Origin of the sequence: Pseudomonas graminis (assembly GCF_900111735.1) — a bacterium.
Classification (GTDB): domain Bacteria; phylum Pseudomonadota; class Gammaproteobacteria; order Pseudomonadales; family Pseudomonadaceae; genus Aquipseudomonas; species Aquipseudomonas graminis.
This window is the reverse complement of record NZ_FOHW01000017.1, coordinates 24542-49925: the sequence shown is the minus strand read 5'-3', so window position 1 is coordinate 49925 and position 25384 is coordinate 24542. Positions and strand designations below refer to the sequence as shown.

Here is a 25384-nt window from a genome sequence, read left to right as displayed (position 1 = left end):
ACCATGCGCAAGACTTTGATGGCTTTGATGTTCGCCGCAGCCCTGCCTACCGTTGCAATGGCCATGCCTCCAGAAGGCGGCCCGATGGGTGGCCCTGGCGGCCCAGGCGGCCCAGGCGTCGATGGCCCGGGCATGCATCATCGCCACGGCCCGATGGAGAGACTCAACCTGACCCCGGAACAGCGTCTGCAAGTTGACCAGATGATGGGCGAACAGTGGCGCGGCCGCTCCGAGATCACCCACAAGTACCTGGCCAAGCTGTCGCCCGCCGATCAGAAGGCGATGATGGATGAACAGGAAGCTGCCCGGGCCAAAACCCAGTCCGGCATCCGCGCCCTGCTGACGCCTGAGCAACAGAAGACGTTCGACCAGATCCAGAAGGATGAAGCCCAGCGTCGTGCGGATCGCGCCGAGTTCGAAGCCTGGAAAGCGCAGAAAGCGCAAAAAACCCAGTAACCGGCTGCTGGCGCGGCATTACACTTCCCCCAACCCGACACGCTCCCCGGCGTGTCGGGTTTTCTATTTGACGAACCGGGTCGAGGGCAGCACGTGCGTTCATTGTTCTGGAGAATCCTGGCCAGCTTCTGGCTGGCGATCGCGTTAGTGGCGGGTCTGTCGATTCTGATGGGGCATGTGCTCAATCAGGACGCCTGGATTCTCAGCCGTCATCCCGGCCTGCACAATTTGCCGCAGAAGTGGGTGGAGCTGTACGAAGGCAAAGGCGAGAAATCTGCCCAGGACTATCTGCAAGACCTCAAGCGCAAATACCACATTGACGTTCAGGTGCTGAACGACAGCGGCGAAGCAGTGATTCCCGGCACCTTCCCGCCCCGCGCGGCGGCCTTTGAAGAGCGGCAGAATGACGACACGCGCCCACTGCCCTGGCGGCGCCTGACCACCGAATACACCAGTGATAAAACCGGGGAAACCTACCTGCTGATTTACCGGATTCCCCATCCGGAGCTGGACGCCTGGCACCGGGACAGTCTGGTCTGGCCGCTGAGTGCGCTGGGTATCGCGCTGGTGGTCCTGACGTTGTTCAGCCTGATGGTGACGCTGTCGATCACCCGCCCGTTGAGCCGTTTGCGGGGTGCGGTGCATGACCTCGGCCAGACCACTTACCAGCAGAACAGCCTGGCGCAGCTGGCCAACCGCCGCGATGAATTCGGCGTGCTGGCGAACGACTTCAACCGCATGGGTGCCCGCCTGCAAAGCCAGATCAGCAGCCAGCGCCAGCTGCTTCGCGACGTTTCCCATGAACTGCGCTCACCCCTGGCCCGACTGCGGATTGCCCTGGCCCTGGCCGAACGCGCCGAGCCGGTGGAGCGCGACAAGCTGTGGCCGCGCCTGACCCGTGAGTGCGACCGGCTGGAAGAGTTGATCAGTGAGATTCTGGCGCTGGCACGACTGGACGCCGACATGGGCAGCGCCTCGGCGGTGGATTTGCCAGGGCTGTTGCACCATTTGCAGGCCGAAACCGAGATGGGCAGCGGCGAGCAGACGGTTTCGGTGTCGGTGCAGCCAGGCGTGCAGTTGCAGGGCTGGCCGAACGTGCTGGAACGGGCGCTGGATAATCTGCTGCGCAACGCGCTGCGTTTCAATCCGGCGGGTCAGCCGATCGAGTTGAGCGCAAGCGTCGATGGCGGTGAATTGCGGCTCAGCGTGCGGGACCACGGCCCCGGCGCCAACCCGGAGCATCTGGCGCAGCTGGGCGAGCCGTTCTATCGCGCGCCCAACCAGACCGCGCCCGGTTATGGGTTAGGGCTGGCGATCGCCAAACGCGCCGCCGAAAAGCACGGCGGAACGCTGGTGCTGGGCAATCACCCCGAGGGTGGATTCGTAGCCAGCATCGTGGTGCCCCGCGAGCTGACAGCTTTGCACGGCTGATTCAATGCTACCGGCTTAAGCGATTCTCAGTGGGACTGGCTTCAGCCGGGAAGAGGCCGGTGTAATCGCCCTCCATTTTGCAGTGTGACGCAGTACGCCTTCCCGGCTAAAGCCGGTCCCACTAACTAACCCTCCCACGCACTGACGAACCCGGCAACATCCGGCTTCGCGGCTTCCCGTGGCGGGTTCAGCGGGGTGCCGAGGTAGAGGAAGCCGACAACTTCTTCTTCGGCTGTCAGACCCAGCCCTTCGGCGACGTGTCGGGAGTAGGACAAGTCTCCCGAGCGCCAGACCGCGCCGATGCCCATTGCGTAGGCGGCCAGCAGGATGCCGTGGGCAGCGCATCCTGCGGTGATCACTTGTTCCTTTTTCGGCACTTTGTAGTGGTCAGTCAACTTGGCTATCACCACGACCACCAACGGCGCGCGAAGGGGTCCGTTACGGGCCTTGTCCAGCGCCTTGGCCTCAACATCGCCGCCTTGGTCGACCAATGCCTGGGCCAACAGTTCGCCCATGCGGTTACGTGCATCGCCTTCGACGGTCAGAAAGCGATAAGGCCGCAAGACGCCGTGGTCAGGTGCGCGCAGGGCTGCACCGAAGAGGATCTCGCGTTGCTCGGCGTCCGGCGCGGGTTCGATCAAGCGGGGGACGGACACGCGATTAAGCAATACGTCGAGCGCTTCCATTAAGTCGTCTCCAGGAAAAATGACGGACCATTGTAGTGCCCTCGGTGCGGTCTTGAACTTCAATAACGATTAACCCGGGCAATTACTTACAACACTCTCGGAAATGCCTCGGTTTACACACACGGGCTCGCGAGTAGAATGGCGGCCCTCTCACTTCCTGATCAGAGCGATTGCATGGCGTTGCCGACCCTCCGCATCATCGGTTTCATTATCGGCATCTTCCTGATTACCCTGGCCATCGCCATGGTCGTGCCGATGATCACCCTGATGATCTTCCACCGCACCGCCGACATGCCGTCGTTTCTGTGGTCGAGCCTGATCACCTTTGTGTTCGGGCTTGCGCTGGTGGGCCAGGGCCGACCTGAACACGTGCACCTGCGCCCGCGGGACATGTACCTGCTGACGGTCAGCAGTTGGGTCATCGTCTGCATCTTCGCGGCGCTGCCGTTTCTGCTCACGCAACACATCAGCTACACCGACTCCTTCTTCGAAAGCATGTCCGGCATCACCGCCACCGGCTCCACCGTTCTCAGCGGCCTGGACACCATGTCCCCGGGCATCCTGATCTGGCGCTCGTTGCTGCACTGGCTTGGCGGCATCGGTTTTATCGGCATGGCGGTGGCGATTCTCCCGCTGTTGCGCATCGGCGGCATGCGCCTGTTCCAGACCGAGTCGTCGGACCGCTCTGAAAAAGTCATGCCGCGTTCGCACATGGTCGCCAAGTTCATTGTGCTCGTTTACCTCGGCATCACCGTGCTGGGCACGCTGGCGTTCTGGTGGGCCGGCATGAGCCTGTTCGACGCCATCAACCACGCGATGTCGGCGATCTCGACAGGCGGTTTCTCCACCTCGGATCAGTCCCTGGCGAAATGGCCGCAACCTGCCGTGCACTGGGTGGCGATCGTGGTGATGATCCTCGGCGCCCTGCCTTTCACCCTGTATGTCGCGACGCTGCGGGGCAATCGCGGCGCGCTGCTCAGGGATCAGCAGGTGCAGGGTTTTCTCGTCCTGCTGCTGGTGATGTGGCTGGTGATGACTGCCTGGTATTGGGCGACGACCGATCTGCCGTGGTATGACGCGTTGCGTCATGTCGCGCTGAACGTGACCTCGGTGGTGACGACCACCGGCTTTGCGCTGGGGGATTACAGCCTGTGGGGCAACTTCGCGCTGATGCTGTTCTTCTATCTGGGGTTCATCGGCGGATGTTCGGGGTCAACGGCTGGCGGCGTGAAGATCTTCCGCTTTCAGGTCGCCTACATCCTGCTGCGCGCCAACCTGCACCAGTTGATTCACCCTCGCGCAGTGATCAAGCAGAAGTACAACGGGCACCGGCTGGACGACGAAATCGTGCGCTCGATTCTGACCTTCTCGTTTTTCTTCACCTTCACCATTTGCCTGATTGCGCTGATGCTGTCGCTGCTGGGGCTGGACTGGATGACAGCGCTCACGGGCGCCGCCAGCACGGTGTCAGGCGTGGGGCCGGGGCTGGGTGAAACCATTGGCCCGGCGGGTAACTTCTCGACGCTGCCGGATGCCGCCAAGTGGATTCTGTCACTGGGCATGCTGCTCGGCCGACTGGAAATCATCACGGTGCTGGTGCTGTGCATCCCGGCGTTCTGGCGGCACTAGAACACTGCGGGCGGGGCAATGTGGTTGGCCGGGCCGTGAGAAATTTCGCGGCGCGCAGCGGGGGCTCGGCTAAGCTCAGCCGAGACCCTGTTCAGAGCACAGCCTTATGGAAACAGTGAAGCGTTTCGAGCGATTTGCAGATTTCTATCCGTACTACCTGCATGAACATCGGGACAGCACGTGCCGCCGTTTGCATTTCATCGGCACGAGTCTGGTCATCCTGATTCTGGCATTCGCCTTGCTCAGCGCTAGCTGGATGCTGTTGTGGATATTGCCGCTGGCGGGTTACACCTTCGCCTGGATCGGCCACTTCTTTTTCGAGAAGAACCGTCCGGCCACGTTCAAGCATCCGTTCTACAGCCTGCTCGGCGATTTCGTCATGTACAAGGACATGCTCAGGGGCAAAGTGCCGTTTTGACCGGCACCCGTTGGCGTCGCTTATGACGACTTGCTGGCTCGCCATCTGAGCAACAAGCTGCCGGCTCAGACCGTCTCGCCCACTGGCTGCGCTGCTTCAGGGCTTTTGGCTTTGATGTGGGCGTCGGCCAACCGGAACAGCTCGATCGTGCCATCCCAGTGTTCGATCAAGGCCGTGCAGGACTCCACCCAGTCGCCGCAGTTGAGGTACTCCACACCGCCCACCTGACGGATTTCGGCGTGATGAATGTGTCCGCACACCACCCCGTCCAGCCCGCGCTTCACACACTCATGGGCGATGGCTTCCTCAAAGTCGCTGATGAAACTGACAGCGGTCTTGACCTTGTGCTTCAGGTACGCCGACAGCGACCAATAGCCGTAGCCGTATTTGGCGCGCCAGTGGTTGAGCCAGCGATTGAGGGTCAGGGTGAATTCGTAGGCCGAATCGCCAAGAAAGGCCAGCCAGCGGTGGTAGCGCGTGATGACGTCGAACTGGTCACCGTGGATCACCAGGAGACGACGACCGTCGGCGGTCAGATGCACGGCTTCATCGACCAGCTGGATGTTGCCCAGAATGAGTTTTGAATAGCGGCGCAGGAATTCGTCGTGGTTGCCGGTGACGTAGATGACTTCGGTACCGCGCTTGCTCATGGTCAGCAGGCGGCGGATGACGTTGGTGTGGGCTTGCGGCCAGTACATGCCACCGCGCATCTTCCAGCCATCGATGATGTCGCCGACCAGGTACACCTTATCGGCATGGTATTGCTTGAGAAATCCGGAGAGGTGTTCGGCCTGGCAGTCGCGGGTTCCCAAGTGCACATCGGAGATCCACAAGGTCCGGACACGTTGTTTACGACTGGGTTTCACGTTCTCGGCAATGCTCATGGACCACCTCCACTTGGGTTTCCCCAAGCGTGGACGTGGTCGGTGATATGAACATGACGGCCGTGTTTAGCTTTGATGACACGACATATCGGCTAACACTTTGCGGAATCCTCAGCCGATGCGCGTTCAGGTGTCCAGGCCGACGTGACGATCGTTGTGCCCCAGGTCCCGGGCCGGATCGATCTGGTCGCGGACCCGCTGCTTGAGAATCTTGGCCTCGGGAAAACCGCCGTCGGCCTTGCGCTCCCAGATCTGCACATCATCGCAGGTGATGCGGAACACGCCGCCGGAGCCCGGAATCAGCGACACCTTGCCGAGATCCTCGGTGAAGGTGCTCAACAACTCCTGAGCCAGCCACGCGGCGCGCAACAGCCATTGGCATTGTGTGCAGTAAGTGATGGTGATTTCAGGCTTGGCGGACATCGGTCAGCCCAACCCTGCCAGCAGATCGCGGGCCGTCTGTTGCGGGCCGTCGTCGGAGCCGTCGATCACTTCCTGCAACAGCCGCCGGGCCTCGTCAACGTTGCCTTCATCGATCAGCACCTGCGCTTCATTGATCTTGCTTAGCGGCTCTTCGTCCAGACTCAGCAAATCGAATCCGCCCTCCTCGATCATGAAACTGTCGAGAAAAGCGTCGTCCAGCAAATCGTTGTTGCTCTGCACGACGGCTGCCGGACCCGGCTCGAACTGCACGTCCATTTCCGGCGGCGTTTCCTCTTCGGCGAAATCGCTGAGGAACTGCTCTTCCGGCATCTCGAAAACCTCAGGCAGTTGCGTGAGGTCGGACGAGAAGGAGGTGTCCAGTTCAGGTTCAACTTCAGGTGCGGGCGCAGGCTTGCGGGGAGCAGGCGTGCTGTCGAACGGATCGACCAGATCCCAGTCGGCGTCCATGGAGAGGTCGTCGAGGTTGAGCTGGAAATCGTCGGCAGGGTCAACCGGGTTCAGCGATGCGGCCGCATTTTCGTCCAACTGAGCGGAGCCTGTCAGGCTGAGGTCTGGCGAGTCGTCTAATGTGTGACTGGCCGAGACTGTTTGGCTGGCCAGCACCGCAGCAGCGCCCAGGGCCGCGGCCGGGGCTGCGGCCGAGGTCATGGCAGGCGACGCCACTGGCGCGGCAGGCGCAACGGGCTCCGGCTTCAGTTTCGGGTAACGATCACGGATGTCCTGCAGCTTCTGCGCGTCGATACCCTGGCTCAGCAGGACTCTTTCTTCCTCGTCGTACGCTTGCGCGTCACCCTGCTCGCCGAGCAGTTCAAGGATGCGCAGGCGAACATCGGTGCGCTCGGGCTGTTTGTCCAAAGCATCGCGCAGAATGGCCAGCGCTTCAGCAAAGCGGCCGTAGGCGATGTAAATGCTCGCACCATCCAGCGCGTCGGTAGCGGCACCGGCCAGGCGTTGGCCGGCAGGCGCTGACGAGGCCGGACGCGCAGCGGTAACGGCCGGCACTTCGAAGACTGGCGTGACCGTAGCAGCAGACCTGACCACCGGCTCCACCGGCACTGGCTCAAGGGCCTGCTGATTTTTGATCCGGTTGCGACGCACCGACCAGGCCAGCGCGAGGAGCAGCAGTATCACCAACAGCGCTGCCAGGACCGACGTCCAGGGGAAGTCATCCTCGGCGGCAACCGGAACCGGCGTCGGCGCTTGTACAGGAGTGGCTACTGGAGCGGGTGCAGCTGGTGTGACAGCTGGCGTCGTCGCCACCGTCGAGGCCGCGGGAGCAACTGGCGCAGACGCAGGCTTGGCCGACTGCGCCTTGAGTTCGGCAAGTTGGGTCTGCAGTTCGATGATCTGCTTGTCCTTGTCGGCCTCTTCGACGGTGGAGGTCTGAACCTGCTGCTTGAGGTCGTCCAGCGTCTTGTTCAACTGCTGGTTTTCCAGCGCCGCCGCCGACAACTGATCGCTGGCCTTCTGGTTCGCTGTGGTAGACGTCGGGGTGGAGGCCGCAGCCGAGTTGCTGCTGCCTGCAACAGCAGACGCACTGGCGGTCTTCGGTTCAACGGCATTGTCCGGCAGCAACAGGCTCTGCCCGACCTTCAACTGGCTGCGCTCACCATTGGGAAACGCCTGCGGATTGAGCGCCACCACGCCTTTTATCAACTCGGCAGAAGAGCTCTTGCTGCCTGGCGCCTGTACCTGACGGGCAATACCCGCCAGGGTGTCGCCGGACACAACCGTGTAATGCTTGCCCTGTCGAGCCTGGGGCGGCGCGACCGGCAGACGCGAGTCATCATTCTTCGCGCTGGCGGCCGGCGATTGAGTGCGGCTGCGCGTCGCAGCAAGCCCTGTCGGCGATGTCGGCGGATCAAGCAGTACGGTGTATTCATGCAGCTGGTCGCCGTTCGGCCGCACCAGCCTGACGAGGAAATTCAGATACGGCTCAGTGACCGCCTTGTGCGATTCGATGTGAATCACACTGCGGTTGCCACGAATCACCGGAGTAAAACGCAGATCGTTGAGAAAAAAGACGCGCTCTACGCCAGCCTTGGCGAAGGCCTCGGGCGGTGCGAGCCCGACGACGATTTCTTCGGGACTCATTCCACCCGCTTCAATCAATTCGACATCGGCGTTGAACGGTTGCCCGAGGGCAGAATGAAGGCTGATTTCGCCCAGACCCAGCGCAGCCGCTACGGAGCTGTGCAGCAACGCGGCCGAGGCCAGCCCGATGGCGAGCAAACCCGAACGAAGACCTGACTGAACACGAAGGGGCGCACCCCCTCCGCGACGACTACCGGCCTGAAAACTCTTCAGCATGCGAACCCTTTTGAAGACGAGGCAGGCGTCCCTGCACATTCGGTACGCCCGGACACGTCATCCGGGCAGTATCAGTATGGGTGCAAATAGAACAGGATGTTTCGCCCGCATCAATGTATTTGTCGCAGGCGTTCGCGTGGTTTTCAGGATTTTTCAAGATTGGCGAGGATTTTCGAATGAACGCGCATGCACAGGTGCAGTTCTTCCTCATTGATACCGGCAAAAAGCTCATGGCGCAGGGCGGTGGCGATGGTTTCGATTTTCTCGATCAACGGACGCGCGGTGTCGCAGAGGACGATCTTTTTCGCCCGACGATCTTCAAGCACCGCCTGCCGAAGCACCAACCCCTGATTTTCCAGACTGTCCAGCAGCCGGGCCAGGGTCGGGCCTTCAACCCCCACGCTCTGGGCCAGCTCACGCTGGGTCGGCGGCGTTTTGAAACGGGCCAGATGCAGTAAAACCAGCCAGCGCGCCTGGGACAATCCCAGATCAGCAAGCCGGCGATCCAGTTCCGCACGCCAACCCCGGGACATATGGGCCAACTGCATGCCAAAGCGGTGTTCTTCGGTTAACGGCATAGGTAACTCGATGGTTAAAGGCAATTCCTAATTAATAGGCAGCTAACCATGGAGCCCGGCATGAGGCAAGCGCCTGGGCGTGGTGATTCGTCGCAGAGGCTGAGGCGTGCCGGGATGCGGCGGGTATGCCTTGGAATTGCCTGCAACTGTGCAGCCGGGCGTGATGGCCGCGGCTTAAACCTCAAACTCCGACTGCAACGCCGCGCGCACGCAATACAGCACGCCTTCGGGAACGCGCCCGGTGAACAGTTCGGCGATGGCGGCGACAGGGGGCAGCTCGCCCTCACCGTCGAGAAATGCATCCTGAATCTCGGTCATCAGATCCTCGGGCAGGTCCAGGGCCTGATCCAGAGAAAGCTGCTGTTTGCCAATCGCTTCGGCAAGCATCGTGTAAACGTTTTTCTCCGAGCATTGCAGCTGCCCGGCGATTTGCATCGGGGTCATGCCGGCGCGGGCAAGGCTGATGAGTTCGTGCCGTACATCGGTGACCATTCGTGGCGCCGGCCCAGCGCCGCCAAGCACTTCCAGGAACGCCTCGCCATAACGCTCCAGCTTGCGAGCGCCGACACCGCTGACCCGGCCCATTTCGGCCATGGTGCCGGGCTGGCTGCGGAGCATTTCCAGCAGGGTCGAATCGGGAAAGATGACGTAAGGCGGCACGCCATGTTCTTCCGCCAGCTTGCGCCGCAATGTGCGCAGCGCCTCCCACTGTTCACGCTCTTCGCCGCGCACCAGTTGGCTCGCCGGGCTGCCGGAAGCTTTCGCGGTGGTCTGCGGTTTCAGGTCACGGCGCAGCTGCAAGGTGACTTCGCCACGCAACAGCGGCCGGCAGGTGTCACTCAGGCGCAAGCCGCCGTAGCCTTCCAGGTCAATGTCAGCCAGACCGCGCGCCACCAGCTGTCGAAACAATGAACGCCATTCACCTTCGCTGCGGCTCTTGCCGACACCGAACACCGCCAGCTTCTGATGACCGAAGCTCTGAACCTTATCGTTTTCCTTGCCCAGCAAAACATCGACCAGATGGCCCACGCCGTAGCGCTGGCCGGTCCGATAGATCGCTGAAAGCGCCTGTCTCGCGGGTTCGGTTGCGTCCCAGGTCTGCACGCCGTCGACGCAGTTGTCACAATGCCCACACGGGTTGGGCATGATTTCATCGAAGTAGGCGAGCAGCGACTGACGCCGGCAGCGGGTTTCTTCACACAGCGCCAGCATGGCGTCGAGCTTGTGCTGCTCGACGCGCTTGTGACGCTCGTCGCCTTCGGAGTTCTGCAGCATCTGCTTGAGCATCAACACGTCTTGCAGGCCGTAGGCCATCCACGCATCGGCAGGCAGACCGTCGCGCCCTGCCCGGCCCGTTTCCTGGTAATAGGCTTCCAGGGATTTGGGCAGATCCATGTGCGCAACGAAGCGCACGTTGGGTTTGTCGATGCCCATGCCGAACGCGATCGTGGCGACCATGATCAGGCCTTCCTCATTAAGGAAGCGCCGTTGGTTGCCAGAGCGGGTTTCGATGGGCAAGCCGGCGTGATACGGCAGCGCCGGGTAGCCGTTGTCGCTGAGGAACGCTGCGGTCTCTTCGACCTTTTTGCGCGACAGGCAATAAACGATGCCGGCGTCACTGCGCCGCTCGGACAGGAACGCCAGCAACTGCTTGCGCGGCTGTTCCTTGGGCACGATGCGGTAAAAAATATTGGGCCGGTCGAAGCTCGACAAAAAGCGCTCGGCGTTCTGCAGGTGCAGACGCTCGACGATCTCTTCGCGGGTGCGCTTGTCGGCCGTCGCGGTCAGGGCGATGCGCGGTACGTCCGGAAACAGCTCGGCGAGTTGCCCCAGTTGCAGGTATTCAGGACGGAAATCATGACCCCATTGCGACACGCAGTGGGCTTCATCGATGGCGAACAGGGCGATCTTGAGGTTCTGCAAAAATGACAGCATGCGCGGCTGAACCAGACGCTCCGGCGCCAGGTACAGCATCTTGATTTCGCCCAGACGAATGCGGTTGGCGAGGTCGCGCTGCTGCTCGGCGCTGAGCGTGGAGTTCAGCGCGGCGGCTGAAACACCGAGTTCTTCCAGCGTTGCTACCTGATCGTCCATCAACGCGATGAGCGGCGAGACCACGACCGCGAGGCCGTCGCGCAAGAGGCCCGGCACCTGGAAACACAGGGATTTGCCACCGCCGGTGGGCATCAGCACCAATGCATCACCGCCACTGGCCACGCGCTCGATAATGGCACCCTGGCGACCACGGAAGCTGTCGTAGCCGAAGATGTCTTTAAGTACGCGTTGTGCCTGGTCGAGCATAAATACCCCGGATGGTGCCGCAACAGCGGTCGAGAATCGCTGTGGAAATCGCAAAGCGCGGCAGTATACCGGAGCGCTCCGACAGATTGGACGGCGGCGACACCGGCGGTCGAAATTAACCCGAATACCGATTCCAGTGGCCTCGCCGCTGGCGCCGGGCGCCCTCAGGGCCTAGAATTCAGCATCGTTTATTCCCAAGGTAGTCTGTCAATGTCCTTCGCTGAGCAATTACACCGCCTGCAAGCCTTCCTCGATGCCGATGAGCTGCATGACGAAGCGCTGGACTATGTAGCCGCCCACGGCTATCTCACCGCGCTGTCCATTTGCGCTGAAACCGTACCGGATCGCGAGTGGATCGACGCACTGTTCGCCGAGCCGCCGCACTACACCGACGCGGCGCAGCTCGAGGAAATCGAGGGCACCCTGATCCAGCTGAAGGCGCACATTGCTCGCCAGCTGGCATCGGACGAAGAATTTGAATTGCCGTGCGATCTGGACCTGGGCGATGACCCGGATGACTCCGAGCTGCGCGGCTGGTGCATCGGTTTCATGGAAGGCGTGTTCCTGCGTGAGTCGGCCTGGTTCGAGAACGACGAAGAGGAAGTCAGCGAGATGCTGCTGCCGATCATGGTCGGTTCCGGTCTGTTCGATGAGCAACCAGAGTTTGCCGACATCGCTGCCGACGCCAACCTGATGGACGACATGATCGTACAGATCCCTGAAGCACTGACCGCACTGTATCTGCTGCTGCAAGCCCCGGATGAAAAGCCGGCAATCCTCAAGCCGCGCCATCACTAAGACCGGCTCTAAAGCCCCGCCTTTACCGGGTGAAACACGTACGAGCCGTACTCCGGCTCGTACGGCCCCTGCCCCCGCTACTTGTGTTTCTTGTCACTCTTCTTGAATGCCGCCTCGATCGCTTCGTTGATCGTGCGCAGTACCTTTACCCGCGCCCAGCGTTTGTCGTTGGCCTCGACCAGCGTCCACGGGGCGATTTCAGTGCTGGTGCGATCCACCATGTCACTCACTGCCTCACGGTAACGCGGCCACTTGCTGCGGTTGCGCCAGTCATCCTCCGTGATTTTGTGGCGTTTGAACGGCACCTTCTCCCGCGCTTGAAAACGCTCCAGCTGGGTTTTGTCGTCGATCGCCAGCCAGAACTTCACCACCACGGTCCCGAAGTCCGTGAGCTGCTCTTCGAAGTCGTTGATCTCGCTGTAAGCCCTCAACCAGTCGGCCTCGGAGCAAAAGCCTTCAACCCGCTCGACCAGCACACGCCCATACCACGAACGATCAAATACAGTGAATTTTCCCCGCGCGGGAATCTGCCGCCAGAACCGCCACAAATATGGCTGAGCCAGTTCGTCCTGACTGGGCGCGGCGATTGGCACGATGTGGTACTGCCTTGGATCGAGGGCTCCGGCGACACGTTTGATCGCGCCGCCCTTGCCCGCAGCATCGTTGCCTTCGAACACCGCCACCAGTGCGTGACGGCGCATGCGCTTGTCGCGCATGAGCCCGGAAAGCCGCGCCTGTTCGGTGATCAGTTGCTCGTCGTAGTCGTCCTTCTCCAGCGCCAGTGTCATGTCGAGGTTATCGAGCAGGCTTAGCTCATTGCTGTTATTGGGCAAAGGCCCGAGTCCGACAAGATGGGTCGCCCCTTCAGGGGTCTTCAGGGCGTTTTGCAAACCTTCGAGCAGCAGCCGGCCGACGGTCAGGCTGCGGTAGTTCGGGTCGACGCCTTCAATGACGTGCCAGGGCGCATAGTCACGACTGGTGCGGCGCAGCACGCGCTCACCGAAGCGCACGAACTTGTCGTAGGTCTTCGATTGCTGCCAGTCCAGCGGGCTGATCCGCCAGCTGTGCAGCGGATCATCCTTCAGAGTTTTGAGACGTAGCTTCATCTGCCGCTTGGACAGATGAAACCAGAATTTGAAGATCACTGCGCCTTCGTCAACCAGCATCTTTTCCAGTCGCTCGGCACCATTGATGGCCTGGTCCAGCACCGGGTCCTTGAACCGCTTGTGCACCCGGCCCTGAATCATCTGGCTGTACCAGTTCCCGAAAAACACGCCGATGCGGCCCTTCGGCGGCAACTGGCGCCAGTAACGCCAGACCGGGGGATGGGCCAGCTCTTCGTCGGTTTGCTGGTCGAAGGTGCGCACTTCGATGTAGCGCGGGTCCATCCAGTCGTTGAGCAGTTTGACGGTCTCGCCCTTGCCGGCACCTTCGATGCCATTGATCAATACGATGATCTGGCGCTTGCCTTGCTCATGCAGTTCGTACTGGGCCTCCAGTAGCGCTTCGCGCAAGGCCGGGACTTCTGCGTCGTAGGTTTCGTCGTCGATGGTGTGGCCGATTTCAGCGGATTCGAACATTCAAGGCTCCCTTCAGGATCGCTCAAGACTGGCAGGCGACAGTGCCGATGCAGGTATGACCCCTAACTGTTGCGATGGATCAATGCGGGTGGGACATTCGGTCGCGGGCAGAGACAAGATGGCTGCCATGGGCAGCCACCTCGTGTCGCAGGTTACCAGCCCGCGCGGTATAGATCCGTGAGTTGGCGGAGCATCAGTGCTTCGGCGGCCTCGCGCTCGGCAATGAGCGCCAGCCCCTGTCGGTGATAGTCGTCCGGATCGACCGGCGGGTGTTCCTCCAGCGCGAGCATGCGCTCGCGCACTGAAGCACTCGCCAGCTCCAGACCTTCACGGTGCTCCGAGCGCAGCCGCGCATTCCACTGCCGATTCTCGACGGCGAACTGCAAGAACGCCGGCCCGCGTTCGGCTTCCAGTACGTGACGCCGGGCATCCAGTAACGCGCCACGATCCACTGCCGCCAGCCGCTCCCAGGCCATGCGGTAAGGCTGCCCTGGAAGCCCGAGATCGTTCGCCAAGCCTATTCGGTAAGCGAGCCGTACCTCGGCGTGGTCCACCGGCCGGCCGAGGCTCTCGCGCCTTGCAATCTCGGCGTCGGCGATCGCCTGCACCTCGTTGAGCCGAAAGAGCTGGCGAATGACGCCCAGCAATGCCTCCGTGCGCTCGGACTCAGCAAGCCCAAGCAGCGCACCATGACCGTACACCGTCACCTGGATGTCACTGAAGATCAGCCGCGCACCGTCCTGACAGGTTTGATTGGCACCGAACAGGCGGTCATTGGCCATGACCTCAAGCTGGCTTCGCAACGTGGCATCCTGCGCGGCTGTTTCCAGCACGGTCAGAACGTCGCCTGCGAGCTCGGCATGGAACTGGCGGAAGTCCGGGGTCTCCTGCAAACGCTGCAGTAACACCAACAAATGAGGCGCGTCGGCCGCCTGCTCCACCCGCTCCCATGCCGCCAGCAGACGGGCGTTCAACACATCTTCACCTGGCTGTAACCAAATCTGCGCCGACGCCTCGGGAACATTGCGGCTTGACCCGGCGCGGTGGCCGTGGTGCTCGCCGTCGTCGTCCGATGAGTCGGAGTCAGTTTCCATCCGGGCGCCTTCCACGTGAATCTCGCGGATGTTCTCGGGAAAGTCGTAATCCAGCTGATAGCGATGGCCGTAGCCGGTATCGTTGCGCCAGTAAGCTTCCAGTGCCTCGTGGGTGAAAGGGTTGTTGTAGGCGTAAATCACCGTATGCCGGTTGTGATCCGTCGGGTTCTCGATGACCTCGGCGGCGATTTCAGTGATGTGGTTATCGCTGATATCCAGCTCGTTGAGGCCCAGCGACTGGGTCCATTCCGGCCAATGAGTAAGGCCCGTGTTGTTGATCCACAAGGTCGACAGGCGAAGACGGCTGGTGTCGGTGAGTTCACCCAGATAAGTGCCGGCCAGGCTCAACGAGGTGAGTGCCTGAATATCCATCAGCCTGTCCATCACTGGCTGGGCGATCGGCCATGGCATGTTTTCCAGAGACAGGTGTTCCAGATACTGAAGCTGCGGCAGAACGCCGGGCAGCTCGGTGAAACTGCCCTGCACGTTCAGGCGCGTCACATTGGGGAAATTCGCCAGGAAAGCATCGGCAGCAGCGCTGTCCAGCACGACGTTGTTCAGCTCGATCTGGGTGATGGTCGCGTAGAAATCCGGCAATGGCGGCAGCTCCGGAATGGCGACGCGCTCCAGCGTCAGCCAGCGAGAACCTCGGGGTGCCGTATCGTGGCTGTAGCGCCACGCCCGGCCCAATGCGTTGGCCACGCGACGCCGCGCCATGCGTTCCCCGTCATTGAGCAGCACGCTCATGTCGTCCGCCTCGGCCCAGGCGATCAGGCTGACATGCAGTTGATCGTAAGTAGCAATACGGACACGGGTTGCGGCCAGCAATTGTTCCAGTGGGCGAGCCCGTCGCGCCATGCTGCGCACCTGCTCCGCCAACTCCACGCTCTCCGGATAAAGATGGGTCATCGCCTGGAGCAGTTGCTGTTCGGTCGTGCGACCGCCAGCCGGCAGCATGGCACCGCGCCCGCTGAGGGGGTAGCCGATACGCCCGTCGGGCAAGCGCTGCGGCGGATTGAACCGTGTTGGAAATGTCCACTCCCCCAGTTGCTCAGCGGCCCATTTCGGTTGCGAGCGGACCCAGTCGAAGACATTGCGCTTCAACGCGCGTACCTGGGTGTCAGCATCGTTCAGCCCCATCACTCGACGGCTGTCCTCGGGCAGCACCTGCAGAAGCGCAGCAAACAGGCTGCGTGGTTTTGCCGGTGAGTCGCCGTCACTTCCCTGAAACCCTTTGTCGCTTCGGACCAGAACGCGTCGTCGCTCGGCGTTTTCAGCGCCAACACTGTCAAGCAACGGCCCCGCCGCACTGCCGTCGCGAATCTCGATACGCAGGTCGGCGGGCCATCCCGGAAAGGTTGCGAGGCTGCGCAATGTCAGGCGTTGCAGATCGCGGTTGACCGTGCTCGGCGTCAGGAAGAAGCCTTCCAGCGCGCGGCTCATCCGGTTCTGACGCAAGTGAATGCGAGCCTTGCCGGCCACCTCTAGCGGGATGCGTTGAGTGTCCGACATGGCGAGCTTTTGCTCGGCGCTCATTTCTGCAACCAGCGACTGTCCTGCAGACAATGTGAGGGAAGGAAAATCGCGCCTGAGCAGGAGAATCAGCGGATCATTCGACTGTTCGCTGGCGCGGTATGCCGCCTCGAATGACTCACTCGACTCTGCCGCCTGCAGACTCAACCGGAACCGCTTGGCAGTGTCGAGCAATTCCGCTGGTGCGGGGAGGCGCTCGATGTGCAGGGCTGCCAGGCGTTCCTCGTCCACGCCGCTGACCGCCATGATGCGGCTGACCGCCTTGTCATCGATGTCCGCGAACGCCGGATGCAGGCGGCGCAAAGCCACGCTGACGTCGGTCAGGCGCAGACGGCCGGCAGCGTCACGGGCGGGCACGCTACGCGTGATGAAGGACGGCGGCTGCGATGCTGCTTCTGCTGCCATTGCGCCGGCCGCCGCACCGGCGGCACCCAACACCCCCATCAATGCCAGGTTTTGCGCCACATTGCCCAAATGGTCCAACGCTTCATCCATGTCGCCATGGTGCCACGCGTCAATGCCTTCGAAGGTCTCGTCCAGCAATTGCGCACCTGCGACCAGCAGCATGGTTTCGCCCAGGCCGGGAACGAACAGCGCCGCTATATTCAGCCCGTCCATGCCGTAGTCCAGCCATTCAGCGAGACGTTGATCGCGGGTTTTGCGGTCCTCGTCGTCAGTAGGGACGGCCAGTACGCGAGCGTCGTCCTTCACTTGCAGCATGTGATGAAGATAGAAAACATCACCCAGCGCGCCGCCCACCTCAATGGCTTCCAGATCGAGAAAAGCATTCTGATCCACCTCGGAAACGCTGATCAGCTGTCGGTGAAAACCTTTGCCACGGGCCACACTGTGCAGAACATGGGGCGCCAGTCGCTCGTGCAGACGCCTGAAGAAGGCCGACTTGCTGCGCTCGGGAATGAACCGGTCGAAGTACCGCTGATAAGCCTCAGAACGCAGTTTGGTCCTCAGCGTCTGTGTGAAATGTTCCAGCGACGGATAGGACTGAACCGCATTATCCGGCTCTCCGGGCAGGTACACCGTGCAGCGACTTTGCTCTGCGACCTTGAACAGCAACGCCCCCCGCAATTTGCAGCCCAGCAGTTGCAAGGTACAGACCTGAGACGCCGGGCCGATGAAGTCGAGCCGCAACAGCGCCTGGTATTGCGCCTCGTCGATCGCACCCTTGAGGCGCGCGATATGACAATCGACTCGCAGGGCCAGACGCGCGCGTTCGATGATGCGCGCCTTGATGTCTTTGCTGTCCAGGCTGCCTGCCAAACCGGGCCGCGCCACGGGGTGCAGCACATGCCGCAGGTGTTGCTGGTACTGGCCGCCCAGGTCCAGCCGACGGCACAGCTCGATGAATCGACCGGGACGTACGTTCAAAGGATGCACGCTTCCTGCCGCCGTCAATGCCTCTGGCGTGCCACGCACGATGGCTGAGGTGCTTTCGCGATCTGTCTCACCGACTTCGGCGGCCTCAAAATTCTGCAACGCGGCCGCCAGCAGCGAACGGGTGCTGAAGCCCTGCGGTGCGGCCCGCCCCGTCAGCCCGTCGCGCTGGAGCCGGGCGTGGAAGAAATGGTCACGGTCAACATCCAGACCCGGCCCGAATTCTGCGTCCAGGGCCTGGGTCAGCAGAGGGCGGGCAAATGCCGGCAGGTCCTGAATATGCTGGATGACCTGATTGAGGTCTTCCCGAGCGGCCTGCGCACGGGTCATGTCCTGGCGCAGGGCGTTGCGCATCGCCGGCGTGGCCTGGACAAACCACTGTGGCAGCGTGTTCTGAATGAATGAAGCAGTGAGAGCCTGACTGGCGGTGTTCATCTTACGTCCTTGTGTTTTGCGTGTGATCAAAGGCGCATAGATAAACAGGAACCAGCCGGCAAAGTGGCATACATATGTAGTGCACGGCCCACCGGACGCTGGAGTAACATCGCCACCTTGCCTGCTCCGAGCCGAACATGACCACCACTGCCCCCACCCCGATCGTCGATGCCCAGATCGCCCATGCCCAGATTGACTGGGACGAACACGGCAATCCGCATTCACGGGTGTTCTCCGACGTTTATTTCTCGACGGAATCGGGTCTGGACGAAACCCGCCATGTGTTTCTGATCCAGAACGAGCTGCCCGAGCGCTTTGCTGCTTTACCGGCGGGCGGTCGAATGGTGATCGGCGAAACCGGTTTTGGTACCGGGCTGAATTTTCTGTGTGCCTGGCAGCTGTTCAACGCCAACGCAGTGGCAGACGCCCGCCTGCATTTCGTCAGCGTCGAGAAATACCCGCTGAGCCGTGCTGATCTTCAGCGCGCATTAGGTTTGTGGCCCGAGCTCAAGGCGCTGGCGGATCAGTTGCTGGGCCGATATGTGGCGGTGCATCAGGGCTTTCAGCGACTGGTGTTCGATGGCGGCCGCGTCACGCTGACCTTGCTGATCGGCGACGCGCTGGACATGCTGCCGCAACTCGACGGGCAGATCGACGCGTGGTTCCTGGACGGCTTCGCGCCTGCGAAAAACCCGGAAATGTGGACGCCCGAGCTGTTTGCCGAACTGGCGCGGCTGGCGGCACCGGGTTCGACCATCGCCACGTTCACCAGCACCGGCTGGGTGCGCCGGTCCCTCAACGCAGCCGGTTTCAAAATGAAGCGCGTGCCGGGGATCGGTCACAAGTGGGAAGTGCTTAAAGGCCGCTTCATCGGCTGGCCTGCAGACGTGCCAACGCCTCCGCCCATCAAGCCCTGGTTTGCCCGGCCCCGATCAACCCTCCCTTCACCTGGCTACCCTCGCACAGCGTTGGTGATTGGCGCCGGACTGGCCGGGTGCGCCACGGCGGAGAGTCTGGCGGCGCGCGGCTGGCAGGTCAGTCTGCTGGAGCGCCATGGGGATCTGGCGCAAGAAGCGTCGGGCAACCCACAAGGCGTGCTTTACCTGAAGCTGTCGGCCCACGGCACCGCGCTGTCGCAGCTGATCTTGAGCGGATTCGGCCACACCCGCCGATTGCTGGAACGCCTGCAGCGGGGCCTCGACTGGGACGATTGCGGGGTCCTGCAGCTGGCTTTCGATGAGAAAGAGCAGGCGCGCCAGGCGCAACTGGCCGCGGCGTTCCCCGACGATCTGCTGCATGTGCTGAATCGGGCCGGCGCCGAGTCGCGGGCGGGTGTCGTGCTGGACAGCGGCGGCTTGTTTTACCCGCAAGGCGGCTGGGTGCATCCGCCAGCGCTGTGTCGCGATCAGGCAAGCGCCAACAACATTCAACTGCTGACCCACAACGATGTGATTGGGCTGCGGCGCGACGGGGCGCTGTGGCAGGCATGGGATGGCGAGCGTCTGCTGGCCTGCGCTCCAGTCGTCGTACTGGCGGGCGCAGCCGAGATCAAACGCTTTCCGCCCAGCGCGGACCTGCCACTCAAACGTATTCGAGGGCAGATCACCCGACTGGCTGCGACTCCCGAAAGCCAGACGTTGACAACGGTCGTCTGCGCCGAGGGTTACGTGGCGCCCGCACGCAGCGGCGAACACACCCTGGGCGCGAGTTTCGCCTTCAACAGCGATGACCTGACGCCGAGCACGGCTGAGCATCTGGACAATCTCGAACTGCTGCGGGAAATATCCGAAGACCTGACCGAGCGGCTGAACGCCAACGGTTTGCCCGCCGAGGACCTGCAAGGTCGCGCCGCATTTCGCTGCACCAGCCCGGATTACCTGCCCATCGTCGGGCCACTGGCGGACCGGGCGACGTTTCTTCAAGCGTACGCCGTGCTGCGCAAGGACGCCCGCCAGACGCCGGACACCGATTGCCCCTGGCTCGACGGCCTGTACGTCAACAGCGGTCATGGCTCTCGCGGCCTGATCACGGCGCCGCTGTCCGGGGAACTGATCGCCGCCTGGCTGGATGACGAACCGCTGCCTCTGCCGCGAAGCGTGGCCGAAGCCTGTCACCCCAACCGGTTCGCGCTGCGCGGGCTGATTCGCGGAAAGTAGGAAAGCCGGTGGCCTCCGATGTCCAGGCGCGGGTCGCCGCCATCCGACGCAACTTCTTCTCCCTTCGGAAGATCAACTGTCTCGCCAGCTACATCGGCTCCGGCCAAACCGTTATTCTCCAGCCCATCCCTCCATTCAGGTGCGTGTCGATGCTGCAAGTCCAGGGTGTGTTCAAGAGCTATGCCACGGCCCAGGGCCCATTGGCCGTTTTACGTGGCGCAGACCTGCAACTGGATCAGGGCGGCAGTCTGGCGTTGATGGGTGAGTCGGGCAGTGGCAAGAGCACGCTTTTGCATCTTGTGGCCGGCCTGGACTCTGTGGACAAAGGCAGCATCGAGGTCGCCGGGCAGCGTCTCGACCAGATGAACGAAGCGCAACTGGCTAACTGGCGGCGTACGGAAATCGGTCTGGTGTTTCAGCAGTTCAACCTCATCGGCAGCCTGAAGGTCGAAGACAACCTGGCGTTCCAGGCGCGCCTGGCCGGGCGCTATCAGCCTGAATGGCAGGCCGAACTCACTGAACGGCTAGGCCTGGGCGCGCTGCTCAAGCGCTACCCCGAGCAACTTTCGGGCGGCCAGCAACAGCGCGTAGCGATTGGCCGCGCCCTCGCGTCGCGCCCCGCGCTGCTGCTCGCTGACGAACCTACGGGTAACCTCGATGAAGCCACCAGTGACGAAGTGCTGCAACTGCTGCTGGACCTTCTGGCCGACAGCACCACCAGTCTGTTGATGGTCACCCACAGCCCGCGAGTGGCGGCGCGACTGCAGCGTCAGGCCGTGTTGCATCTGGGTCGCCTGGTCAGCGAAGGCGGACGTTGAGATGTCGGTCTTTTACTGGACGTTGAAAGCGCTGCTGAGCCACTGGCGACGACATCCCGTGCAGTTTTTCAGCGTGCTGACCGGCCTGTGGCTGGCAACCAGCCTGCTGACCGGCGTGCAGGCGCTGAACAGCCAGGCCCGTGAAAGCTACGCCAAAGCCAGCCAGATGATCGGCGGCGAGCCGCAGAAGGTCCTCGTCTCACCCAACGGAGCGAACTTTTCCCAAGAGCTGTTCGTGACGCTGCGCCGCGCCGGATGGCCGGTCTCCCCCGCACTGCGAGGGCGGATCAACCTCAAGGAAGCGCCGGAGCAGCGTCTGACCGTGCTCGGCATCGAGCCGGTCTCGCTACCAGTGAACACCGCACTGGCCGGACAATCCCTGGACACCGCGCAGATCGTCGACTTCTTCACCCCGCCCGGAGCGACCTGGATTTCGCCGCAGACCCTCGCCGCCCTCGGTCTGCATGAAGGCCAGCAGCCGGTCACCGACGCCGGCAAGGTACTGCCGCCGTTGCGGGCGAAAACCGACATGGCGCCGGGCGTACTGCTCATGGACATCGGTTTCGCCCAGCAACTGCTCAACCAGCCGAATCAGATCTCGCGGCTGGTGCTGCCCAGGGATTTTGCCGACAACGCCCCCGCCCTGCCGCCCGAGCTGAACGGAGAACTGGTGCTGCGCAAGAGTGGCGAAGACAACGACCTGGGCAGGCTGACTGAAAGCTTCCACCTGAACCTGGACGCGTTGGGCTTTCTATCGTTCGTGGTCGGGCTGTTCATCGTGCACGCCGCCATTGGTCTTGCGCTGGAACAGCGTCGCGGGCTGCTGCGTAACCTGCGCGCCTGCGGTGTCAGCGCGCGCGGGTTGATGGTGAGTCTGGTGGTCGAACTGGGCGTGCTGGCATTGCTCGGCGGCATCGCTGGCGTCATCAGTGGTTACTGGCTGGCGAGCGCGCTGTTGCCCGATGTCGCAGCGAGTCTGCGCGGGCTTTACGGCGCTGAAGTCGCCGGGCACCTGAACCTGAGCGTCTGGTGGTGGCTGAGCGGTTTGGCTGTCAGCCTGCTCGGCGCGTTTCTCGCCGGGGCCAGCAGCCTGCTGCGTGCGGCGCGTCTGCCCTTGCTGGCGCTGGCGAACGCGCAGGCGTGGCATGAAACCCACGCCAGGTGGCTGCGACGGCAGGGCTGGGTCGCCGGGATTTCAGCCCTGATTGCGGTATCAGCCGGGCTATTCGGCGACAGCCTGGCGCTGGGTTTCGTGTTGATGGCGACTCTGTTGTTGAGCGCGGCGTTGGGGTTGCCGGTACTGCTTAATCTGCTGCTCAACGCACTGTTGGGCCGGAGCCGTTCGGTGCTGGGTCAGTGGTTTCTCGCGGACTGCCGCCAGCAATTGCCGGCCCTGAGCCTGGCGCTGATGGCCTTACTACTGGCAATGGCGGCGAACATCGGCGCGGGCAGCATGACGTCGGGGTTCCGCCAGACGTTTACCCACTGGCTGGAGCAACGCCTCAGCGCCGAGCTGTACATCAATCCGCAGAACCCTGCGCAAGCCGCGCCGTTGCAGCAGTGGTTGAGTCAGCAACCGCTGACGTCGGCGGTGCTGCCCAACTGGCAGGTTTCGCTGCAGCTGCATGGCTGGCCAGCCGAGCTGTATGGCGTGATCGATCATCCGCACTACCGCCAGCACTGGCCGCTGCTGGAATCCGCGAGCGGGGATGCCTGGAAGCAACTGGCGCAGGAAGACACGCTGATGCTGAGCGAACAGTTGGCCCGCCGCCTGGACGTCAGCGTTGGCGATGAAGTCAAACTGCCCGCGCCGGACGGGCCGTGGCCGCTGCGCGTTGTCGGTATCTATGCCGATTACGGCAATCCCAAGGGCCATGTTCTGGTGAATGCCGACCACTTGCTCAAGCACTGGCCTCAACTGACGCCCAACCGCTTTAACCTGCGCATCGATCCCAAGGCCATCCCGCAACTGCTGCGTGTGCTGCACAACAAATTCACCATCGACGACAACCGCATCGTCGACCAGATCCAGCTAAAGGCTTGGTCGCAACAGGTGTTCGAACGCACCTTCGCCGCCACGGCGGCGTTGAACAGCCTGACGTTGATGGTCGCCGGCGTGGCGCTGTTCATCAGTCTGCTGACCCAAAGCCAGAGCCGCCTCGCGCAACTGGCGCCGTTGTGGGCGCTGGGCGTGACCCGGCGCCAATTGATGCTGCTCAATCTGGCGCAAACCTGGCTGCTGGCAGTGCTGACGCTGGTGCTGGCGATTCCGCTGGGGCTACTGCTGGCCTGGTGTCTGGACGCCGTGATCAACGTGCAAGCGTTCGGTTGGCGCCTGCCGCTGCAAGTGTTCCCCATGCAGCTGTTGCGCCTGACGCTGCTGGCGATGCTTGCCACACTGCTGGCCTCGGCCTGGCCGCTTTACCGCTTGTACCGCACCCGCCCCGCTGATTTGCTGAGGACTTTCGCCAATGAAGGTTAAAGCCCTGCCCCTGGTCATTGTTCGCCTGCGGATTGTGGTCTTGCTGATGCTCGGCCTGATACTGAGTGGCTGCGACGACAAGCCCGAGGAAGAAAAGGGCTTCGCAGGCCTTGCCGACGATGCGTCGAGTTACGCGCAGGTAACGCCGGACAAGCGCTTCGTGTTTCCCGACGATCATGGCCCCCACGACGATTTCCGCATCGAATGGTGGTACGTCACCGCCAATCTCAAGGATGCCGACGGCCAGTCATTCGGCGTGCAATGGACGCTGTTTCGGAACGCCCTGCCCCGCGCGAAAGGCTTGCAAGGCGACGGGTCTGGCTGGAGCAACCGCAATCTGTGGATGGGCCATGCCGCCGTGACATCCGAGGACGATCACTTCGCAGCGGAACGCTATGCCCGCGGTGGCGTGCAGCAGGCCGGTGTGACACTGGCCCCTTTCGCGGCGTGGATCGATGACTGGTCCTTTGCCAGCCAGTCCGGCCACGATGATCCGCTGGCGGACATGCAGTTGCAGGCCAGCGGCCCGCAATTCAACTATCGCCTGCACCTGAAGGCCACCAAGCCTTTGGTGCTGCAAGGCAAACAGGGCTTCAGCCAGAAGTCCGAGCAGGGTCAGGCGTCGTATTACTACAGCCAGCCGTTTTTTCAGGCGGACGGCAGCATCGAGATCGATGGCAAAACCTATCAAGTGTCAGGGCCCGCATGGCTGGACCGGGAGTGGAGCAGCCAGCCGCTCACGGATAACCAGACAGGCTGGGACTGGTTCTCGCTGCATCTGGGGGATGGCGCCGAGGTCATGCTTTATCGCATGCGGCAAAAAGACGGTGAACCCTACCTGACCGGAACATGGATCAACGCCGACGGCAGCACCGAACAACTGACAGCGAAGGACATAGAACTGGCCCCGGAAGACACGACTGACGTTGAAGGCCGTGACATGCCCACACGCTGGTCGGTAAAAATCCCGTCCAAAGCCGTGGACATCGCCGTCGAAGCGCTTAACCCACAGGCATGGATGAACTTGCAGATTCCCTATTGGGAGGGGCCCGTCACCCTGAGCGGTAGCCACGAGGGTGTGGGATATCTGGAGATGACAGGTTATTGAGGCGCGGGAGGGCCAGGATCGGCTCGATGGCCACCCAACCACATCACCCATGCCCGGCTCACCGCCACCAGCAGCCGCTGCGACGGACCAAATCATTCCTCTAAAGTTTCCTGACTGCTGCCGATAATTAAGCAATCGGATAGTGAATCAAACACCCCAACCCCCGTCAGGCCAGGACGCCTGCTTCAATAGCGTCTGGAGCCTCGATGTCTACATTAAGCTTGAAAGATATGCAGCTGGATCTCGAAGATTCCGCCGCCTACTTTGACTCTCTGTCGCAATTCCTCGAGGGTCATGCCATTTACTTGAAGGCTCAAAAAGTTGTGTGCCGGCAGGAGGACCTCATGCTTCTCGAGAGTCATGCCGGCAACCTTGCAAACTCTGTGAGTTACATCAAAAGCGCTGCTTTACGGATCGCCAGACGCGCCCGCTAGCTCGGGCGAGACAAGCACCTCCCGCAGGTGTATGTCTGGTGCAGCATCGCCGAAGTCACATTGCTCATGTTATCCCCTCCCCTCGGCGCGGCCCGCAAAGTGCCGCGTCTGTTCACCTCTTCCTGAACCCCTTGCCGCCTGCCTCCGAGGCCAAGTCTTGAGCACGCGACGGGCGCGTCCAAAAAAGGCTCGCGAGGTTTTTATTGAACGATCCAGCCCTGACGGTACTCGATAAAGCTAGGCCGCTGACGGCAGCGCGCCCTGATTACCTGGTCGCGCCGGAAGGAAGCGGGCTCGTGTCAGGGCTGTATATCCGCGCCGGGACAGGGCCCAAACGTTACTGGCTGAGTGCATTGCGCAGGCTTGGGATTAGACAGCGCAGGACGCACGACACGCGCCATATGTACGCAACCACGT

At 62.1% G+C, this 25384-nt stretch carries 18 protein-coding genes; 10 read left to right on the top strand and 8 right to left on the bottom strand.

The window, feature by feature from the left end:
* Positions 1-3: 3 nt before the first annotated feature.
* Together BMY98_RS14350 and BMY98_RS14345 are read left to right on the top strand one after the other, a co-directional pair.
* Entirely contained in the window at positions 4-456 is a 453-nt protein-coding gene (locus BMY98_RS14350; protein WP_074890297.1) for a Spy/CpxP family protein refolding chaperone, read from the top strand.
* A 93-nt stretch (positions 457-549) separates the two neighbouring features.
* Complete coding sequence (locus BMY98_RS14345; protein WP_074890295.1) at positions 550-1887, top strand: sensor histidine kinase; 1338 nt, start codon at positions 550-552, stop codon at positions 1885-1887.
* Positions 1888-2012: 125 nt separating this feature from the next.
* On the opposite strand, the gene BMY98_RS14340 is transcribed toward BMY98_RS14345, so the two are convergent.
* Positions 2013-2573: an NAD(P)H nitroreductase gene (locus tag BMY98_RS14340; protein WP_074890293.1), complete on the bottom strand. Its 561-nt coding sequence runs from the start codon at positions 2571-2573 to the stop codon at positions 2013-2015.
* Positions 2574-2747: 174 nt separating this feature from the next.
* Between BMY98_RS14340 and BMY98_RS14335 the strand changes: the two genes are divergently transcribed.
* Together BMY98_RS14335 and BMY98_RS14330 are read left to right on the top strand one after the other, a co-directional pair.
* On the top strand, positions 2748-4202 hold the full coding sequence (locus tag BMY98_RS14335; RefSeq protein WP_074890292.1) for a TrkH family potassium uptake protein: 1455 nt from the start codon (positions 2748-2750) through the stop codon (positions 4200-4202).
* Between the two features lie 106 nt (positions 4203-4308).
* Entirely contained in the window at positions 4309-4620 is a 312-nt protein-coding gene (locus BMY98_RS14330) for an Mpo1-like protein (RefSeq protein WP_074890290.1), read from the top strand.
* Positions 4621-4685: 65 nt separating this feature from the next.
* Here the strand turns inward: BMY98_RS14330 and BMY98_RS14325 are convergent, their stop codons facing one another.
* The 5 genes from BMY98_RS14325 to recQ form a co-directional block, all read right to left on the bottom strand.
* Entirely contained in the window at positions 4686-5504 is an 819-nt protein-coding gene (locus BMY98_RS14325) for a UDP-2,3-diacylglucosamine diphosphatase (protein WP_074890288.1), read from the bottom strand.
* Positions 5505-5630: 126 nt separating this feature from the next.
* On the bottom strand, positions 5631-5927 hold the full coding sequence (locus BMY98_RS14320) for an Rdx family protein (RefSeq protein WP_074890286.1): 297 nt from the start codon (positions 5925-5927) through the stop codon (positions 5631-5633).
* 3 nt (positions 5928-5930) lie between these two features.
* On the bottom strand, positions 5931-8258 hold the full coding sequence (locus BMY98_RS14315) for a FimV/HubP family polar landmark protein (protein ID WP_074890285.1): 2328 nt from the start codon (positions 8256-8258) through the stop codon (positions 5931-5933).
* A 143-nt stretch (positions 8259-8401) separates the two neighbouring features.
* Complete coding sequence (locus BMY98_RS14310; RefSeq protein WP_074890282.1) at positions 8402-8836, bottom strand: MarR family transcriptional regulator; 435 nt, start codon at positions 8834-8836, stop codon at positions 8402-8404.
* Between the two features lie 174 nt (positions 8837-9010).
* Positions 9011-11137, bottom strand: a complete 2127-nt coding sequence (gene recQ / locus BMY98_RS14305; protein ID WP_074890280.1) for a DNA helicase RecQ — start codon at positions 11135-11137, stop codon at positions 9011-9013.
* 210 nt (positions 11138-11347) lie between these two features.
* Between recQ and BMY98_RS14300 the strand changes: the two genes are divergently transcribed.
* Positions 11348-11935: a UPF0149 family protein gene (locus BMY98_RS14300; protein WP_074890277.1), complete on the top strand. Its 588-nt coding sequence runs from the start codon at positions 11348-11350 to the stop codon at positions 11933-11935.
* A 77-nt stretch (positions 11936-12012) separates the two neighbouring features.
* Here BMY98_RS14300 and pap read toward each other — a convergent pair whose 3' ends face one another.
* Both pap and BMY98_RS14290 read right to left on the bottom strand, forming a co-directional pair.
* Complete coding sequence (gene pap, locus BMY98_RS14295; RefSeq protein WP_074890274.1) at positions 12013-13515, bottom strand: polyphosphate:AMP phosphotransferase; 1503 nt, start codon at positions 13513-13515, stop codon at positions 12013-12015.
* 152 nt (positions 13516-13667) lie between these two features.
* Entirely contained in the window at positions 13668-17969 is a 4302-nt protein-coding gene (locus BMY98_RS14290; RefSeq protein WP_074890272.1) for a dermonecrotic toxin domain-containing protein, read from the bottom strand.
* Between the two features lie 137 nt (positions 17970-18106).
* On the opposite strand from BMY98_RS14290, the gene mnmC reads away from it, so the two are divergent.
* From mnmC to BMY98_RS14265, 5 genes are all read left to right on the top strand, one after another.
* Positions 18107-20125 carry a bifunctional tRNA (5-methylaminomethyl-2-thiouridine)(34)-methyltransferase MnmC2/FAD-dependent 5-carboxymethylaminomethyl-2-thiouridine(34) oxidoreductase MnmC1 gene (gene mnmC, locus BMY98_RS14285; RefSeq protein WP_074890269.1) on the top strand — a complete coding sequence of 673 codons (2019 nt, stop codon included), beginning with the start codon at positions 18107-18109 and terminating at the stop codon, positions 20123-20125.
* Positions 20126-20274: 149 nt separating this feature from the next.
* Positions 20275-20943 carry an ABC transporter ATP-binding protein gene (locus tag BMY98_RS14280; RefSeq protein ID WP_074890266.1) on the top strand — a complete coding sequence of 223 codons (669 nt, stop codon included), beginning with the start codon at positions 20275-20277 and terminating at the stop codon, positions 20941-20943.
* 1 nt (position 20944) lies between these two features.
* The gene (locus BMY98_RS14275) at positions 20945-23425 is read left to right on the top strand and encodes an FtsX-like permease family protein (RefSeq protein ID WP_074890263.1); all 2481 of its coding nucleotides are present in this window, start codon (positions 20945-20947) and stop codon (positions 23423-23425) included.
* Positions 23415-24533 carry a lipocalin-like domain-containing protein gene (locus BMY98_RS14270; protein WP_074890259.1) on the top strand — a complete coding sequence of 373 codons (1119 nt, stop codon included), beginning with the start codon at positions 23415-23417 and terminating at the stop codon, positions 24531-24533. The genes BMY98_RS14275 and BMY98_RS14270 overlap by 11 nt, the downstream gene beginning before the upstream one ends.
* Positions 24534-24739: 206 nt before the next feature.
* Entirely contained in the window at positions 24740-24967 is a 228-nt protein-coding gene (locus BMY98_RS14265) for a hypothetical protein (protein WP_074890257.1), read from the top strand.
* Positions 24968-25384: the final 417 nt, after the last annotated feature.